This is a genomic window from Exiguobacterium sp. s140, assembly GCF_018617035.1.
Taxonomy (GTDB): domain Bacteria; phylum Bacillota; class Bacilli; order Exiguobacteriales; family Exiguobacteriaceae; genus Exiguobacterium; species Exiguobacterium profundum.
In genome coordinates, this window is sequence record NZ_JACSJK010000001.1 from 884,740 (window position 1) to 901,284 (window position 16,545).

Consider the following 16,545-nt stretch of genomic DNA (forward strand, 5'->3'; position numbering starts at 1 on the left):
AGACATCTCTGCCTCGATTATACTTTATTCAAAAAGATGATTCGTTGATTACTCGATCCTCGAAAACGAAGTCCCATATCTCGTAGCGACTGCTCGTAACGACCGTCGACGAGCACATCGGCGTAGTCCAACACGGTTTGAATCGCTTCGTCATGCATCGCTTCCAACTGTTCGAGCGTATAACCCGTATACACCCACACATTTTTACCGAGCGACTTACATGCCGTGACGAGTTTTGCTAACGCTGACGATTGAAGAAACGGTTCGCCTCCAGAAATGGTCACCCCGTCCCAACCACTGAGCTTGACGCGCTGAACAAGTTCCTCTACTTCGACATCCTCACCCCCGGTTGGATTCCACGAGGAAGGATTGTGACACCCTTTACAGTGATGCGGACAGCCAGCAGTAAAGATGACCGTCCGAATCCCCGGTCCGTCAACGACGGATTCTTCAACGACGGATAGAATGCGCATCATGTTTCACCCTCGCCCGCTCTTCTTCTCGCTTCGCCGTATTCCAACGGTTCATCGTCCCGACCAAATAACCGGTGATGCGGCGGATTCGTTCAATGTTTGTATCCTCGCCACACGTCGGACAGGCATCGTCAATCAGTCCTTCTAACCCACAATTTCCGCAACGATCGACCGGATGATTGATGGAACCGTAGCCGATATCATGCTGTCGCATCAAGCGGACAATCGATTCCACCGCTTCCGCATTGTGGGCAAGTGACCCATCGACTTCGACATATGAAATATGTCCCGCGTCACACAATGTGTGATACGGTGCCTCGATTCGGATTTTCTCACGAATTGATACAGACTGATAGACCGGCACGTGGAATGAATTTGTATAAAAGGCACGATTAGTGACACCTTCAATCATCCCAAACGTTTCCTGGTCTCGCGTCACAAATTTACCTGACAATCCTTCTGCGGGTGTCGCGAGCAACGAAAAATTCAAGTCGTACGTTTCGGCTGCCGCACGCATGCGATTGGCCAAGTGCGTGACGATATCGAGACCGAGTCGTTCCGCTTCACGCGACTCAGCATGTGTACCTCCCGTCAACACCTTCAACGTTTCAGCGAGTCCGATGAACCCGAGTGAGAGCGTTCCTTGTTTCAGCACATCTCGGACTTCATCATGAATATGTAACTGCTCACTTCCACGCCAGACCCCTTGTGTGTAGAGGAAACGGAATTCTTCAGCGCGACGCGTACATTGATACTCGAAACGCTCAATCAACTGTTCGATCCCGATGTCGACATAGCGGTTGAGAATGCGGTAAAAATCCGAGATCGACTCCGAGATCAGTGCCATCTTCACCAAGTTGAGTGTGGAAAAGGAAAGATTGCCACGACCGATCGACGTCTCTTCTCCGTGTCGGTTTCCCATGACCCGAGTGCGACAACCCATGTACGCCACTTCAGATTCATGTGTCCCATCATAGTAAGCGGCATTGAACGGGGCATCGATGAATGAGAAGTTCGGAAATAACCGTTTGCCTGTGACCCGACACGCTTCACGGAAAAGATCGACGTTCGGATCGTCCTCCCGAAAGTTGATTCCTTCCTTCACTTTAAAGATTTGAATCGGAAAAATCGGAGTCTCTCCGTTCCCTAACCCACGTTCCGTGGCACGAAGTAACTCTTGAATGAGGATACGTCCCCACTTTGATGTGTCCGTTCCATAATTGATCGAAACGAAAGGCACTTGCCCGCCCCCTCGTGAGTGCATCGAGTTCGCATTGTGGATGAACGCCTCACACGCCTGATACGTCGCCGAAATCGTCTCTTCTTCCGCGAGTGTCTCCAATTGCGTTTCTTCCCAGTCAACGGGTAAGGATTGAAGTCGGCTCAGTTGACGCTCATATGTCTTCTCGACATACGGTGCCAAGTCGACGTCAAACATTGGGAAGGCCTGCCCCCCATGCTGCATGTTTTGATTCGCTTGAAGGATGATCGACGCGAGTGCCATGGCAGAGCGAATGTCCTTTGGCGACCGGATCGTCCCATGTCCCGTATGGAAGCCGTCTTTCAACAATTGACCGAGTGGAATTTGACAACATGTCGTCGAGCCTGTGATGTAATAGTCGGCATCGTGCACGTATAAAAAGTTATCAGTGACGGCTTGTTTTGACCGTTCCGACATCAAATACGTCTGCGATAGTTCTTTCGACACTTCTGAAGAGAGTCGTGCTAGTTTTCCGAGTGGGGATTTCCCGTCCACATTCGCATTCTCTTGTACCAAGTCTTGGTCTGGTAAGACGCAGACGTCCTCATACAACTGCAGTAATTTCAAAACGCATCACCTCACTATATATGGATTCAAAACATTCATATTCGTTTTAAGAATCCTATATATAGATTATGGCATGTGTTTTTCTCGATGGTCACGAGTCGATATTGTGACAGTTTACGTGTGATCATACGATAAAAAAGAGCCTCGTCTTCGGTAAGACAAGGCTCTACGTTATATGTGACAAACATCATTTATTTAACCGCTTTTACAACTTTTAATTCGACTTCTTCTTCTAATTCTTGTGCTTCACGGAGACCTTTCGAGTTCAACCACGTATAGATGGCTCCCATGAAGAGCGCTCCACCGATGATGTTACCGAACGTCGCAGGAATCAAGTTATGAATCGCACCTGCCATGCTGATCGTCTCAGGGTGTGGGACGACGAGCGTCAAGGCGAACAAGACGAAGTTGGCGATGACGTGGTCGAATCCTGAAGCGAAGAAGACCGCGACAAGGAAAATCATCGAGAAGATTTGAGCGAACTCATTTTTCATTTGTTTCGGTAAGAAAATAGCGAGACAGACCATCCAGTTACAGAAGATGGCGCGGAAGAAAATTTCAACCGTCGTATGATGCATTTTACTCTCAACAACGGAGAACAACCAGTTGTTCATCCCGAGTTCTTGGATGACGCCAGTCGGTGCAAGTAGTAAGGCGAATAGGATTCCCCCGAGTGCGTTCCCGACGAAGCAGAGCAACCAGACGAGCATCGTGTCGCTGAGCGTCGTATAACCACGAAGCGTCGACGTTGTGAAATACATCGTATTTCCCGTGAACAACTCAGCTCCCCCATAGATGATCATGACGAGCGCGATCCCGAACGAGAAGCCTCCGATGAGTGTCGTGAACGGAGATTCCGCTAAATACATACCGTTGACGACTTTCAACGTGAAGATTGAGGCAAAGCCGATAAAGATCCCGGCTAACATTGCCCGTAAAAAGTATTCCATTGGACGATAATGAATCATTTGCGAGGAAGCCTGTGCTTTTTTCCGTAATGATTCGAGTGCATGGATTTCCATTGATGCCATGTCACAAACCCTTCTTTCTGAATAATTAAATAGGAAAGTATCAGTTCGAATATGTGAAATCATTAACAATATAAACTGTACAGTCTCTGTTGGCAATCCTGTCTTGCATGAATTGACAGAGTGTTCACATCGTAATCGTTTACATATGGCGGATTTGTGACAAAGAAAAATTCTCCCTATTTTCGGGAGAATAATAAGACAAAGTTTATGAAACCAATCGTTCAAATAAGGGAATAATTCTTTTTCATGAGTTCATCAAATGTTAATTTTAATCTTTACTCTACATGAAGCGTTTCATGATTAACAATCAAAAGTTGTCCACTCCTACAAAATCTCCTAGCACATCTTCATAACCCACGACTGCAAAGTCTTGTTTTGTGAACTCTTCTAAATCTCCAAACTGACTTTCTAATTCATCGTTCGGTAGAATACAAAGATATCTATTCAATCCTTCGACCTGATCCAGCAGGATTGCCTTTTCTTTAACAGGTAAAAGCGATTGTATCGATTTGTATGACATATAATACACCTCACTCAATTTTATGAATTGCATTGTAATGTTCTTCTGTAATCACTACATTTTATGATAGTTCAATAAATATATATTAACTGTCTCTTGGTCGACTATTGCAATTCAGACATTGTAAATTTTATCAGTGATATTCCTTTCCGATTCTTATCTTAGTGAAATGAATTTCAGCGCTTGCTGGAGGGAAAATCAAATTACATACAAATACCTCTGTTTCTTCAAGTACATAGCTTGTTATACTAACATCATGCATAAAATAGGGGAGCTGTAATCTGCTTAATTCTCTTACAGGCACTATTCGATCGTCGAGTGGAGCAGATATGTCTACTTTTATACAACCTAAAAATTCAATCTGATGGTGATAATTTTCATTTTCTTCTTCGATTATTAGTAAAACTTCATCTCCAAAATAACGGCAATCGAATCCTAAAACGCGCGCATCCCAGTAGTATATTTTTTCGATTTCTCTTAATATTTCCTGAGCTTTCATTTTTTCACCTTCTGTATGGAATATGTGCTGCTTAACTACGTGGCTTCACAAGTTTTAAATGGTTTTAATAATTTTGATTGTATAAATGAACATCATGATACAAAGCTATATGATCTGGCTAAATTTACTCTTATTCTAACTCTACGGACTGTATTTCTCACATCGATAAACCCGCTATTATCAGTTTATATAATTCTAACAAAGAGTCATCATGAGTAGACCCCCAAACCTCATCATACATATCATTTTTCATAGTATCTATGTAACTCGACTATGCGTTAAAACATGCTCAAACTGAGGCCCTCATAATTCATTTTTCGTTTAAATAATCTATGTAAAATTTTTGAGGTAAATTCTTTGTTAATTCTTCAATAGATTTATATTTTTTTTCATTAGAAAACAAAATAAACCCAAGTCCATCTCCATCTATTTTAATAAAAGAAGTTGGTAGACTCATATCAATTAAAGGTACAAATTGAGTTCTAGAGAACAGCCACTTACCATATTTCTTTAAAGTGAAATTCAATTTATCTTTAAAGATAATGTTATAAAACCCATTTTGAGCAGACATCCAGTACGTTTCGTTAATCAAAAACCTTAAATCTTTTTCGTTTTCTATTTTTGCATTGCAGTAATAAATAGAATTCTCATCCCCAGAGCAATAGTTCATAGAATATTTAATTTTCCTTGAATCCATTTTTTCAACCATCTCATTATCCTGACTTATATTTTTAGATAATATAAATGTTATGACTATTGGATATACGTTTTGGTAAACCAAAAAATCAATTAAAGCTTTTTGGTTATCGATAATAGTTAAATCATCATAACTAGTGATCTCATAAACCTTTTTAATTTCACCTATAATGAAATAATTATCTAAATTATCTTCAATCTGCTCTAATAGACGCTTCCTTTCAATAATTGTAAGCTCTTGCATAGCGATCACCTTTGATTTTTCAGTTTAAAGACCTTGTAATTTAAATCAGCTGTTTTTTCTATTAATTTTTATGATGGTCGGGGACTATAAAAGTTATATTGAAAAATTAGTGATTGTGAAATGGTTACTCTCTTATAGACTTGCTTTATATACTAGTAAGCAAATTAGATTACAAGAAAACAAAATGACAATGTGAAACATAATGTTCTTCGTTATACTCTTCTAAACACATTTTTAAACACTTAGCATCCTCACTTAATTTCGTTTCAAGCAAAGAATATCCTATGAAAGTGATTTGATCAGGAAAAGTTATATAATCCACATCAGTAATGACATCCCAAAAGGCATCCCAATTTTCGCCGTAATGATCAGGAAGATGAAGACTTTCTTTTAATATCTGATGTAGTTCCGATGAAGAAGTAATGTTACTTAAATCGATATATAAATGCGACATATATTGTCTCATCTCCAGCATTTATCTTATTAATCATCTAAGATTCATTAAGTTATGAAAAAAATTCATTTAATAAGTTCCAATGAGTTTTTCGTGTCTAATATTTATGCCAATACTTATTATCACTCAACATTCTCAGTCATAAATCAATTAAACACACTCATCGCAATACGAACATTGTGATGTATAAGTCTCCATCATCTCGAATCAATTGGACTTGGAAAGGAATATTATTATACCTCTCTTTCAAGCTAATTTTCCATTGCTGACAAAGAGTCTCTGCAAAAGCTTCAATTTGATTATTTTGACTATAACTATCGACATCATTTTTCTTATTAATAATGAAGAAATCTTTAGGCTCGTACAAATTTACCATCTTTTCAATGGAGGACAAATCTGCTCCAAATTCTTCTTTCCAAACTTTATATGAACTAAGAGATAAACTGTCTTTAAAAAAATAACAGTTCTCATGACAGATTATTTCTGGATTGAAAAATTTTAAAAAAGAAAGAGCGTCTTCAATACTATATTTGTAATTTACGAAACTCCACCAAGTAAACTCTTCTCCATTAACTTCTCGAAATTCTATAAATTCTTTAATTAAATCGTTAGAAAACATTATAATCCCCTTTCTCAAGTTCAACTATTCTATCTGTCTTTTTCCGATTGATTCTTTCTAAATCCCTACTCGTCGAGAAGAAATCTAACAACAAAGTCATACCCCCGATAGCAGACATAAATCGAAATAAGGTACGAAAGAACTCATATAGAATCGTGGCGCCTCTATTAGTAACCAGACCACAATCAACTGAATAGCCTTTAAGACACCTGAGATGATTATAATCGAGTCTAAAGATACCTCAATTTGTTTTTCTCTCAAATTATCACAAATTCCTTCACCTAACATTATGAGCCCTTTCGATTCAACTTATCTAAGTTTTAAGTGCCTTGTTTATTCCATGTATAAGTAAAAGGTAGCCATAACATTCTCACCATTTTGATAAACTTTTCTATATTGCAACATTTCTAAAAATGTTCGTAAAAAAAATGTTGATTAATAAACAAAGGAGCATCGCCCCATCTAGGGACGATGCTCCTCTGATTTAATCGAATTGCTTATTCTTTATCCTCAGTCGATTCTTCTGTTTCTTCAGAAGATCCTTCAGAAGCTTCTTCTTCAGTTGAACCTTCTTCTGATTCTTCCTCTTCAACTTCTGCAACCGGCTCATTCACAGAGGCGATGTGCATATCTGGTTCCGAGACAATCGTGTACGATTTGTCTTCTGGAAGATCTGCTACCGTCACCGAATCACCGATTCCAAGCTCTGAGACATCGAGTTCGATGCGTTCTGGGATGTTGGCAGGTGTCGCAGCGACCGTCACTTTATAAAGTGACTGGGCGAGATATCCGCCTTCTTTGACGCCTTTCGCGTCGCCAACAAGGACGATATCCGCTTCAACTTCTGTCTCTTCATCCATCTTCACGGCCATGAATTCGACGTGCTGATAGAAGTTTGTGAACGGGTCCGTTTCTGATCCGTGCACGAGCGTATTGATTTTATTTCCATCGTAATGGAGTTCAATCAAGGCATTGTCACCATGGTCTCGGAGAATTTTACGAAGGTCCATCTCGTCAAACACGATTGGTGTGCTGTCTACTTTGTAGCCGTAGACGACGCCTAACGCTTTTCCTTCGTTACGCAACTTCGTGCGTAGTGATCGTGGGCGTAATTCTCGTTTTGATACTTGAAGTTTGTTCGTCATTTTCTTTTCCTCCTACATGGATATACATTTCATGTCGACATCTTGAGGGTGAGGCAGTGAAAAAGCCACCTCTCAACCTCGATGCGTTGAGTGACATGTGTATAGTTTTCCCATGTGGGCTCCTGCATAAACGTTACATCGTGTTAAAACAAGGTAACAAGACGATTACATGACGCGTTTAAATAACTTCTCAAGCTCATACGTGCTCCATTTCACGAGAATCGGTCGCCCGTGCGGACAGGTAAACGGAGACGTCGTACGACTCAAATCATCAATCAATTGTCGCATCATCTCCCTATTGAGTGGATGGCTCGCTTTGATCGATCGTTTACACGCCATGAGGATTGATGCTTCTTCGCGATATTTCGCGATGTCGATTGACCGCTGTTGAATGGCCATCTCCACCAGATCACGAATCGTGCCCTCTAAGTCATGTTGCGGATACCATGTCGGAATCTCACGGACAAGGAACGTGTTACCCCCAAACGGCTCTAACGTGATGCCTGCATCCGCTAGAAGCGGGAGCACTTCTTCGATAGCGAGCGTCTCTTCTTGCGTGAACTCTAACGTCAGCGGAATCAATAGAAGCTGATACTCTTTTTCCGGACGTCCTAACTGCTCATAAAACAACTCATACTTGATGCGTTCCTGAGCGGCATGTTGGTCCATCACGTACATCCCGTCTTCCGCTCCACAGATGATATAACTCGAATGCAGTTGCCCGATGACGTCTAACGCCGGAAGACGCTCCGACTGATGTACAGGCTCTTCGACCTGTTTTGGTTCAATCATCTCTGGTTCCGGTTCATGAACGAGCGGCGCCGGGTTCCACTGGGAAGGAGACGTGAGCGACTCTTTTCGCTCGCGAGGAATCGGATAGTTCCACTCGACCGGATCTGCCTGTTTAGGTTGGGGCTCCATCGAAAAGTCGAGTTTCGACTGTTCAGAAGGTGTCACACGTTTCGGCTTCGGATCTTGTTTCACAGACGGAATGAGACGTTGTTCCCGGAGTGTCAATTGTACGGTCTCTCGGATGAGCTGGCATAGTTCTTTTTCTTTCGACAAACGCACTTCACGTTTCGTCGGATGGACGTTCACGTCAATCAACATCGGGTCCATCTTCACTTCGAGCACGGCAATTGGATAGCGACCGATCGGTAAGAGCGTATGGTAGCCTTCAAGCACGCTTTGGGTCAGTGCAAAGTTCTTGATGCTTCGACCGTTTAAGATGAGAGTCACGTACTGTTTGTTCGAACGGGTCACTTCCGGGCGCACGAGATGGGCGCTCAGCGTATAATCGTTCGTCTTGCTCGACGCCGTGACGATTTGTGCGGCGACTTGGCGACCATAGATGGCAAGCATGACTTGTTTCAAGTCTCCATTCCCGTTCGTACGCAACAATTCTTTCTCTTCATGAAAGACGGTGAATCGAATCTCCGGATGAGACAGCGCTAAACGGTTCAACGTATCCGTAATACTTGCAAGTTCCGTTGCTGACGTCTTCAAATATTTCAGCCGTGCCGGTGTGTTGAAGAAGAGCTGACTGACCGCAATTTCGGTCCCGACGTTCGTCGCCGTCGGATTCGTCGCCTTGACGACTCCACCTTCAAGCGTCATCTCAAAACCATCCTCATCTGCTCGCTTTGACTTCAAGGAGACGTGGCTGACCGACGCAATCGAGGCGAGCGCCTCACCGCGGAAGCCGAGCGTCCGAATCCGAAACAAGTCATGCTCGTCCCGGATCTTACTCGTCGCATGCCGCAAGAAGGCTCGCGCCGCATCTTCTTCATGGAACCCATGCCCGTTATCTCGCACTTTGATTAGACGGATGCCCGCCTCTTGTAAGTCGACGTCTACTTTCGTCGCTCCCGCGTCAATCGCATTTTCGACTAATTCTTTGACGACGGAAGCCGGTCGCTCGACGACCTCCCCGGCTGCGATTCGGTTCGCGAGCTGTTCAGGTAACTCTCGAATGATTCCCATCGACTCACCCTTTCTTTGCGGTCTGTTGCAGTTCGTAGAGCGCCTGCATCGCTTCGATTGGATTCATTGCCAACAAATCGAGTTTGAGCAGTTGCTCCCGTACGACGTCATTCGACTCGAACAACGACAACTGGCTGACTTCTTCCACTGGAGGAGAAGGTTGCTCGTTCAAACTCGGTTTCGTTGCTTCGGATTCGAGTTCTGACAGAATCGTCAGAGCCCGGTCAATCAACGAATCCGGAAGTTCAGCCAATTCCGCCACATGAATCCCATATGATTTGTCTGCACGTCCTGGATGTACTTCATGCAAGAACACGACACGCCCATCCCGTTCAATCGCCCGGACATGAACATTCTCAAGTGTCGGAATTGAATCTTCGAGCACCGTCAATTCATGATAGTGCGTCGAGAAGAGTGTCTTCGCGCCGATTGACGAGGCGATATATTCAACGATTGCTTGTGCGAGCGCCATTCCGTCATACGTCGACGTCCCGCGACCAATCTCATCTAATAGAATCAGACTATTGCTCGTCGCCTCAGTGACGGCTTGGCGCGTTTCGGTCATCTCGACCATGAACGTCGACTGGCCGCTCACCAAATCGTCCGCTGCACCGATCCGTGTGAAGATGCGGTCAAAGAGCGGGAGTTCCGCCGCTTCTGCCGGGACGAATGAACCGATTTGATGAAGGATTGCAATCAAGGCAAATTGACGCATATACGTCGATTTACCGGACATGTTCGGTCCGGTGATGAGTAACATTTGACGCGTGTCGTCAAGCGTCAAGTCATTGGCGACATACTCGCCTCGTGGCAAGACCGTCTCAATGACAGGGTGTCGTCCGCGTTCGATTTGTACATGGGTCGCTGTAACCGGACGCACATACTCTCGTTTCTCGGCCACGACGGCAAGGGCGAGGAGCACATCCAACTCACTGAGTGAACGGGCCAATTGTTGAAGGTCCTTCGTGTACTTCTTCACTTCTTCGCGAAGTGCGACAAACAAGTCATATTCGAGCGTACAGCTCTTCTCTTCCGCTCCTAAGATGAGTGCTTCCTTCTCTTTCAGCTCTGGTGTGATGTATCGTTCCGCATTCGTCAACGTCTGTTTCCGCTCATAACGCCCTTCTTCGAGCAACTTCGCATTCGCTTTCGTCACTTCCAAGTAGTAACCGAATACGCGGTTATACCCGACCTTCAACGACTTGATGCCGGTCGCGACGCGTTCCTGTTGCTCGAGGTTTGCGATCCACGATTTCCCGTTCGCTTTCGCTTCTAACAGTTCGTCGAGCTCTTCCGAATATCCGTGACGAATCATCCCACCTTCTTTCGTCGAGATCGGGGGTGAATCGACGAGGGCAGTCCGAAGCTGTTCACTCAACGTCTCGAACGAGTCAAGATTCTGTTCGATTTGCTGCAAGCGATCGGCTTTCACCGTTTGTAAGAGTGACCGGACGGCTGGCATCCGCTCGAGTGTGTCGCGTAGTTGGACGAGGTCTCGCGCATTCGCCGTCCCGTACCCGACTTTTGCGACAAGGCGTTCGATATCGTAGACTCGCTTCAGCTCTTCTTGTAGTTGATCGCGCAACATGAAGTCGTCCACCAAGTTCTCGACGGCGTCCTGTCGCTCTTCGATGCCTTGCTCCGTATAGAGTGGCTGTTCGAGCCAACGCTTCAACAAACGACCGCCCATCGCCGTCGTCGTCTCATCAAGGAGTGAAAGGAGTGACCCTTTCCGTTCTCCTGAACGAGCCGAACGGAACAACTCAAGATTTCGGGCCGTATTGGCGTCGAGTTGCATATGCTGTTCAACCTCATAGGCGACAGCTGGCTGCAAGTGATCGAGCGAACGTTTCTGTGTTTTCGTGAGATAGGCGAACAACAACTCAAACGCCGAACGCTGTGCCTCATCTTTCGCACCTTGTGCGAGCGGACTCTCCCGCTTGTCCACTTGAATCGAAAGTGGGATCCCGGTCTGTCGCAATAAATCAGCGAGTCGTTCGTCTTCGACGATGACCTCGTTCGGGAGCAATCCTTCGATTTCCCGTAAGACGGCCTCTTCTGACGAGAGCGTCGTCAACCATGATTCCCCCGTCGTGACGTCACCACGAGCAATTCCGAATCGGCCTGCGACGTCCGAGATGGCGACGAGATATCGGTTCTCTTTTTCACTGAGTGACGCCATGTATGTACCCGGCGTGATTACTTGAATGACTTCCCGCTTCACGAGTCCTTTCGTCGCCTTCGGGTCTTCCGTCTGTTCACAGATGGCGACATTGAACCCTTTTTCGATCAATTGTTCAATGTAGATCGCCGCGGAATGATGCGGGACGCCACACATCGGGATCGGATGTTCGGCCTGTTTCCCGTTTTTAGAAGTGAGCGTGAGCTCTAACTCCTTTGCGACAATTTGTGCATCTTCAAAAAACAACTCGTAAAAGTCGCCGAGTCGATAGAATAAAAAGGCGTCCGGATAGTCTGCCTTGATGGAGAAATATTGTTTCATCATTGGTGTTTGATGGACTTCTTGCATGTTGATTCACCTCTAGAAAGTACAACAGCTGACCATCGGCCAGCTGTGTCGTTTTAGTATCCGCAGCCGCCGCGTGCTTGTTCAGCCGCCATGCCGCTCCCTGTCTTCCCTGCAAGGACGTCGCCGTCCGTCGATTCGATGATACGGTCCGTCACGGAGTTCGCGAGCGTGACCGTCACGTATTGAAGCAAATCGTTCACTTCGACTTGTGTTTCTTGGAACGCTTGAACGACGGGAATCGAGTCAAGTTCTTCCATCGCTTTATCAATCTTTTGCTCGACTTTCGCAAGTGCTTCCGTCTTGCCGTAGTGCTTACAGTTGACGGCTTCTTTTTGTAAGAACTTGATTCGTTTAATCAACGTCTGTACGCGGTCACTTCCGTTCACTTTCGCTTCCGCTTCTTTGAAACGCGCCACTTCTGGTGTTTGTGCTAATACGTCTGCCAATTCTCTTGCTTTTGCAATTACTTGTTGATCGGTCACCATTGTAAACCCCTTTATGTCTATAATGTAATCGTGCTCAATGGCACGTGAATGTTCTTTCTCATTCTAACATGAACGATTCGGAAACGGTACTAGCGGGATTCGTGGATTCACGTAACATATCGACGTGCGGAATGCTGTCTTCTTGATACACATCACTCGTCCGTTTGAAGCCAAACGATGCATAAAAAGATTCCACATACGTCTGCGCTTGCAGATATAATGTCTCATGACCGAAGTCCATGATTGCCGCATCCATCAAGAGGCGGGAATACCCTTTCCCTCGATGCGTCGCTTTCGTGACGACACGTCCGATGGCGACCGGAGATGCTTTCGTCAGCACGCGAAGGGCAGAGACGATCTCTCCATCTTCTTCTATCCAATAATGAATGGCTGCTACGTCCTTTCCATCCACCTCTTGGTACGGACAGTTCTGTTCGACGACGAAAATCTCAGTCCGTAGCGCCAGTAAGCGATACAATTCCAATGTTGTCAGTTCATCAAATGCTTTTTTCTTCATCAATATCCCCCTAATCAATCGTCACTCCGAGTGCTCGGGCGACATGTAACCCGCTCGTCATTGCGCCAATCGTCCCCGCCCCTGGAAATACGGTATCCCCGCATACATAAAAGTTCGGCAAGTCAGTGCGATAACTTGCGGCACGGAACAACGCCTGGCTTGGTGTCTGGGCATATCCCCCAACTGCACCATGTGGACGCTTCGTATACTTCACCCATGCCCCTGGTCCACCAGGAAGGAGAAGTGACGACTCACGGTCCCAATCGGGAAATGCAGTCGCGACGACGTCGACGAGACGATTGGTCCAATCTTGTTCTAGTTTCTCATATGCCGCCCGGTCTTTCCAATGTTGCCATTCTGATAAATCGATATGTGTGGATACCGTGATGGTCCGTTCCGGTTTTTCTGTACGCAACACGTCATCCGGCGCGGACATGGAAATGAACGCATGCCCACTCGGTAATCGCTCGTGATAGATTTGTTGAAACAGCGGTTTCTGTCGACACACATTCTCAGGCAAGACGAGATAGAGACTGAACGTGCCCCATTGCGACTGCTTCAATTGTCTGCGGTATTGTCGTTTGAAGCGTCGTTGTTCCTGTCCTCTCAGAAGTTTGCTCGTCCGTTCAATCGGGATGGCGGAAACAATGACATCGACCAGTTCAAGTCGTCCTCTTCGATCGGTGATGAGCCATCCATCCGTCACTCGTTCGATGGACTGGACGTCTCTCCCTAATTTCGTCTCGCCACCAAACGTGCGAACAGCGCGCTCTAACGCATGAGCCAATTGATACAGTCCACCTTCAACATAGTACGCTCCTTCATGATAGACCGACAGCGCCACTGCACCGAGTAAATGACTCGCTTCTTTCGCACCGGTCTGCAAACTGTCGAGCAGGACGCCATCGATAAATCGCTCGAACATCGTACCGTTTAATCCATGGCGAGCTAACGTGTCACCGAGTGGTCGCTGGAGTTTGAGGAGCGCTGTGATTTGATTCGGTCGAAAACCTTTCAGCGCGTAAACCATGTCTGATGTCGTGCGTAGCGGAAGTGCAGGTAACTGCTGAAACAACGGACGAATCTTCTCAAAGTCTCCCCACACTTCACGGTAAAACGCATGGATGGACTCATAATGCTCTGAGAATACGCGACTGAGCTCATCAAGCAGACGCTTGCGGTCGCGATAGTAAGTGACGGTGACGTCAGGCAGTTGAATGTCCATCACCGCGTCCAGTAACGTCACCTCGACCGATTCGCCCAATTTCTGAAGAACCCGCTGATGGACCCCTCCTCGTTCGAACCCCATCCCGAGCGTTGCCCCTGCAGGAAACAAATAGTCACCCCGTTGAAACTTGCCGGCACACCCACCCCACTCACGCGATGCTTCTAATACAATCACATCATGCCCTTTCTGCTGCACGAGCGCAGCTGCAGTCAAACCCGCAACGCCTCCACCTACGACCCCGATTTTCATATACATCCCTCCTCTTTATATCATACCTGCTCATTCAAAAACTTGAAGTAATGAATCGGTTTTGAGATTCCAGCAGTCTTTTGAAGGGAACTGATTCTCTTATGCAGAAATAGTTTACAGTCTGAAAAGGTAAGGTGATGAAAATGCGTAGTCGTGTCATGGTTTATTTATTAATTCCCATCCTCATCTTTATTGGTATACTGATTACCCCACCTTCCGAGGAATCGCTCAAGCTTGCGACGATGACCGTCGTCAGCATCCAGGAGATGATTCCTTACGAAAAAGAGTATACGGCACAGAAAGTGCTAGAAGAACGATCAATGGACGACAAATCAGCCATCATCGAAGAATGGCGTCTCGAACAAGGAGCGAGGACGTCTTATAGTTATGTGCTCAGACTGAGAGGATTTGACCATGTGACACAGATTGATGCAGGCGCAGCCAACACGAGATCGGACGGCTATTACGCGATGCAGGCGCATAGCCCGATCTTTGAGACAGACAAGCCGGTGTCCACGAACTATCCGATCGTCGTGTTCAGTTCGGAACAACGTCTCGTCATCGGACAGATGGATGTGCGGGTCATTTACGAAGAGGACGGTCAATTGAAGAAATGGATTGTATTGGAGGATGAATAAGTTGAAAAATTATATACATTCGATGAGAGAGCTCATCGGTAACCGTCCTTTCATTATGGTCGGTGCTGCAGTAGCTGTACAAAATGATAATCAAGAATTTTTATTTCAACTAAGGAAAGATACAAAGGAATGGGGACTTCCTGGAGGGGCGATGGAACCCGGAGAAACAATTGAACAAACAGCACAAAGAGAATTGTATGAAGAAACGGGTCTCTCTTCCAACCAATTAACTTTAATCTCAGTTTTCTCTGGACCTGATTTTTTCTTTGAGTATCCAAATGGCGATCAAGTACATAATGTTACCCATTTATTCATCACTGACACAGTGACGGGCACGTTATGTTTAAACGATGATGAAGGAATAGATTTAAAATATTTTTCACTACAAAATCTACCAGAAAACATGGATGCACGGGCAAAGTTAATCTTATCGAGTCCATCAATGAAAGAAGTGACTATATGAAACGCATCATGATCATCGGTTCTGGTGGTGCGGGGAAATCCACACTCGCCCGTCAACTCGGTGAACGATTACATCTCGATGTCTATCATTTAGACGCCCTCATGTGGAGACCAGGATGGGTGATGGCACCAAGTGAAGAACGAATCGACATCCAACAACAGCTTGTGAAGAAAGATCAATGGATCATCGATGGAAACTTCGGGAATACGCTTGATTTACGACTGCAGGCAGCGGACACTGTCATTTTAATCGATCTTCCCCGCATCGTCTGTATATACCGTGTCCTTAAACGAGTCGTCCGATATCGTGGTACGACGCGACCGGACATGGGCGCATCCTGTGAGGAAAAACTCGATTTCGCATTCCTCAAGTGGGTTTGGAATTTTCCTGACGTTCAAAAGCCGGAGATGGTCAAACGAATCAAACAATATTCTCACGAGAAACAGATCATCTTCTTAAAATCTCGGAAAGATGTTGCAAACTTCATTCATCAATTAAAAAGGCAGGAATTTTTATGAACCCTATCCTTCACAAAATCGGCACCATCTTTATTCCGGTGAGTGATATTCAAAAAGCGCGTGACTGGTATTGTGATTTATTCGATCTTTCAACAAAAGGAGAAATCTTATTCGACCATTTATATGTCATTCCATTAGAGGGTACCAACCTCGTTTTAGATAGTAACATCTACTCAAAAGATAACATCATCCAGACACCACTATTTCACTTAAATACACACGATATTCATCAAGCTTATTATTATATGGCTCAACACGATATTGAGGTCATTACACCCATTGAGCATGAACATTGGTTCAATTTCAAAGATCTTGACGGGAACGTCATCATGGTATGCAAATGCTAACATCGGATCAAACCTTTAACTAACCTTATCAGGTTATTCAGGTCGATTGTATCGAAGATTATCTTTAGGAAATGAGCC

18 protein-coding genes are annotated in these 16,545 nt (G+C 45.2%); 4 read left to right on the forward strand and 14 right to left on the reverse strand.

Annotated elements, in window-relative coordinates:
- Positions 1-17: 17 nt before the first annotated feature.
- The 14 genes from nrdG to KNO61_RS04635 form a co-directional block, all read right to left on the reverse strand.
- Positions 18-473: an anaerobic ribonucleoside-triphosphate reductase activating protein gene (gene nrdG, locus KNO61_RS04570; protein WP_074037124.1), complete on the reverse strand. Its 456-nt coding sequence runs from the start codon at positions 471-473 to the stop codon at positions 18-20.
- Positions 451-2,301 (reverse strand): anaerobic ribonucleoside triphosphate reductase, encoded by a 1,851-nt coding sequence (locus KNO61_RS04575; RefSeq protein ID WP_214872682.1) that lies wholly within the window; start codon positions 2,299-2,301, stop codon positions 451-453. The genes nrdG and KNO61_RS04575 overlap by 23 nt, the downstream gene beginning before the upstream one ends.
- A 191-nt stretch (positions 2,302-2,492) precedes the next feature.
- Positions 2,493-3,323: a formate/nitrite transporter family protein gene (locus KNO61_RS04580; protein WP_041918029.1), complete on the reverse strand. Its 831-nt coding sequence runs from the start codon at positions 3,321-3,323 to the stop codon at positions 2,493-2,495.
- Between the two features lie 316 nt (positions 3,324-3,639).
- A complete protein-coding gene (locus KNO61_RS04585; RefSeq protein WP_143404758.1) occupies positions 3,640-3,852 on the reverse strand; it encodes a hypothetical protein in 213 nt (70 codons plus the stop codon).
- A 133-nt stretch (positions 3,853-3,985) separates the two neighbouring features.
- Positions 3,986-4,351, reverse strand: coding sequence for a hypothetical protein (locus tag KNO61_RS04590; protein WP_012726162.1), 366 nt, complete (start codon positions 4,349-4,351; stop codon positions 3,986-3,988).
- 310 nt (positions 4,352-4,661) lie between these two features.
- The gene (locus tag KNO61_RS04595) at positions 4,662-5,291 is read right to left on the reverse strand and encodes a hypothetical protein (protein ID WP_214872683.1); all 630 of its coding nucleotides are present in this window, start codon (positions 5,289-5,291) and stop codon (positions 4,662-4,664) included.
- 169 nt (positions 5,292-5,460) lie between these two features.
- Positions 5,461-5,745: a barstar family protein gene (locus KNO61_RS04600; RefSeq protein WP_214684400.1), complete on the reverse strand. Its 285-nt coding sequence runs from the start codon at positions 5,743-5,745 to the stop codon at positions 5,461-5,463.
- 160 nt (positions 5,746-5,905) lie between these two features.
- Positions 5,906-6,364 carry a hypothetical protein gene (locus KNO61_RS04605; RefSeq protein WP_214757075.1) on the reverse strand — a complete coding sequence of 153 codons (459 nt, stop codon included), beginning with the start codon at positions 6,362-6,364 and terminating at the stop codon, positions 5,906-5,908.
- A 497-nt stretch (positions 6,365-6,861) separates the two neighbouring features.
- Positions 6,862-7,509, reverse strand: a complete 648-nt coding sequence (locus KNO61_RS04610; RefSeq protein ID WP_214684403.1) for a 50S ribosomal protein L25/general stress protein Ctc — start codon at positions 7,507-7,509, stop codon at positions 6,862-6,864.
- A 165-nt stretch (positions 7,510-7,674) separates the two neighbouring features.
- The gene (mutL, locus tag KNO61_RS04615; RefSeq protein ID WP_214872685.1) at positions 7,675-9,492 is read right to left on the reverse strand and encodes a DNA mismatch repair endonuclease MutL; all 1,818 of its coding nucleotides are present in this window, start codon (positions 9,490-9,492) and stop codon (positions 7,675-7,677) included.
- Between the two features lie 4 nt (positions 9,493-9,496).
- Positions 9,497-12,022, reverse strand: coding sequence for a DNA mismatch repair protein MutS (mutS, locus tag KNO61_RS04620; RefSeq protein ID WP_214872687.1), 2,526 nt, complete (start codon positions 12,020-12,022; stop codon positions 9,497-9,499).
- A 53-nt stretch (positions 12,023-12,075) separates the two neighbouring features.
- Positions 12,076-12,507 (reverse strand): YlbF/YmcA family competence regulator, encoded by a 432-nt coding sequence (locus tag KNO61_RS04625; RefSeq protein WP_012726155.1) that lies wholly within the window; start codon positions 12,505-12,507, stop codon positions 12,076-12,078.
- 58 nt (positions 12,508-12,565) lie between these two features.
- Positions 12,566-13,024, reverse strand: a complete 459-nt coding sequence (locus KNO61_RS04630) for a GNAT family N-acetyltransferase (protein ID WP_214872690.1) — start codon at positions 13,022-13,024, stop codon at positions 12,566-12,568.
- A gap of 10 nt (positions 13,025-13,034) precedes the next feature.
- Positions 13,035-14,501, reverse strand: coding sequence for a phytoene desaturase family protein (locus KNO61_RS04635; RefSeq protein WP_214731100.1), 1,467 nt, complete (start codon positions 14,499-14,501; stop codon positions 13,035-13,037).
- 137 nt (positions 14,502-14,638) lie between these two features.
- On the opposite strand from KNO61_RS04635, the gene KNO61_RS04640 reads away from it, so the two are divergent.
- Genes KNO61_RS04640 through KNO61_RS04655 form a run of 4 tightly spaced genes read left to right on the forward strand, consistent with a single transcriptional unit; the run spans position 14,639 to position 16,467 of the window.
- The gene (locus KNO61_RS04640) at positions 14,639-15,139 is read left to right on the forward strand and encodes a hypothetical protein (protein WP_214731098.1); all 501 of its coding nucleotides are present in this window, start codon (positions 14,639-14,641) and stop codon (positions 15,137-15,139) included.
- Positions 15,132-15,602 carry an NUDIX hydrolase gene (locus KNO61_RS04645; protein ID WP_214731096.1) on the forward strand — a complete coding sequence of 157 codons (471 nt, stop codon included), beginning with the start codon at positions 15,132-15,134 and terminating at the stop codon, positions 15,600-15,602. The genes KNO61_RS04640 and KNO61_RS04645 overlap by 8 nt, the downstream gene beginning before the upstream one ends.
- The gene (locus KNO61_RS04650; RefSeq protein ID WP_214812442.1) at positions 15,599-16,120 is read left to right on the forward strand and encodes a DNA topology modulation protein; all 522 of its coding nucleotides are present in this window, start codon (positions 15,599-15,601) and stop codon (positions 16,118-16,120) included. The genes KNO61_RS04645 and KNO61_RS04650 overlap by 4 nt, the downstream gene beginning before the upstream one ends.
- A complete protein-coding gene (locus KNO61_RS04655) occupies positions 16,117-16,467 on the forward strand; it encodes a VOC family protein (protein WP_214812440.1) in 351 nt (116 codons plus the stop codon). The genes KNO61_RS04650 and KNO61_RS04655 overlap by 4 nt, the downstream gene beginning before the upstream one ends.
- Positions 16,468-16,545 lie beyond the last annotated feature (78 nt).

Excerpts from the sequence above, each read along its gene's own strand:
- KNO61_RS04640 (WP_214731098.1), top strand. The coding sequence starts at position 14,639 with ATGAAAATGCGTAGTCGTGTCATGGTTTATTTATTAATTCCCATCCTC.
- KNO61_RS04655 (WP_214812440.1), top strand. The coding sequence starts at position 16,117 with ATGAACCCTATCCTTCACAAAATCGGCACCATCTTTATTCCGGTGAGT.
- KNO61_RS04610 (WP_214684403.1), bottom strand. The coding sequence starts at position 7,509 with ATGACGAACAAACTTCAAGTATCAAAACGAGAATTACGCCCACGATCA.
- KNO61_RS04590 (WP_012726162.1), bottom strand. The coding sequence starts at position 4,351 with ATGAAAGCTCAGGAAATATTAAGAGAAATCGAAAAAATATACTACTGG.
- KNO61_RS04585 (WP_143404758.1), bottom strand. The coding sequence starts at position 3,852 with ATGTCATACAAATCGATACAATCGCTTTTACCTGTTAAAGAAAAGGCA.
- KNO61_RS04600 (WP_214684400.1), bottom strand. The coding sequence starts at position 5,745 with ATGTCGCATTTATATATCGATTTAAGTAACATTACTTCTTCATCGGAA.
- KNO61_RS04595 (WP_214872683.1), bottom strand. The coding sequence starts at position 5,291 with ATGCAAGAGCTTACAATTATTGAAAGGAAGCGTCTATTAGAGCAGATT.
- KNO61_RS04580 (WP_041918029.1), bottom strand. The coding sequence starts at position 3,323 with ATGGAAATCCATGCACTCGAATCATTACGGAAAAAAGCACAGGCTTCC.
- KNO61_RS04650 (WP_214812442.1), top strand. The coding sequence starts at position 15,599 with ATGAAACGCATCATGATCATCGGTTCTGGTGGTGCGGGGAAATCCACA.
- KNO61_RS04635 (WP_214731100.1), bottom strand. The coding sequence starts at position 14,501 with ATGAAAATCGGGGTCGTAGGTGGAGGCGTTGCGGGTTTGACTGCAGCT.
- KNO61_RS04630 (WP_214872690.1), bottom strand. The coding sequence starts at position 13,024 with ATGAAGAAAAAAGCATTTGATGAACTGACAACATTGGAATTGTATCGC.
- KNO61_RS04625 (WP_012726155.1), bottom strand. The coding sequence starts at position 12,507 with ATGGTGACCGATCAACAAGTAATTGCAAAAGCAAGAGAATTGGCAGAC.
- nrdG (WP_074037124.1), bottom strand. The coding sequence starts at position 473 with ATGCGCATTCTATCCGTCGTTGAAGAATCCGTCGTTGACGGACCGGGG.
- mutL (WP_214872685.1), bottom strand. The coding sequence starts at position 9,492 with ATGGGAATCATTCGAGAGTTACCTGAACAGCTCGCGAACCGAATCGCA.
- KNO61_RS04645 (WP_214731096.1), top strand. The coding sequence starts at position 15,132 with ATGAATAAGTTGAAAAATTATATACATTCGATGAGAGAGCTCATCGGT.
- mutS (WP_214872687.1), bottom strand. The coding sequence starts at position 12,022 with ATGCAAGAAGTCCATCAAACACCAATGATGAAACAATATTTCTCCATC.
- KNO61_RS04605 (WP_214757075.1), bottom strand. The coding sequence starts at position 6,364 with ATGTTTTCTAACGATTTAATTAAAGAATTTATAGAATTTCGAGAAGTT.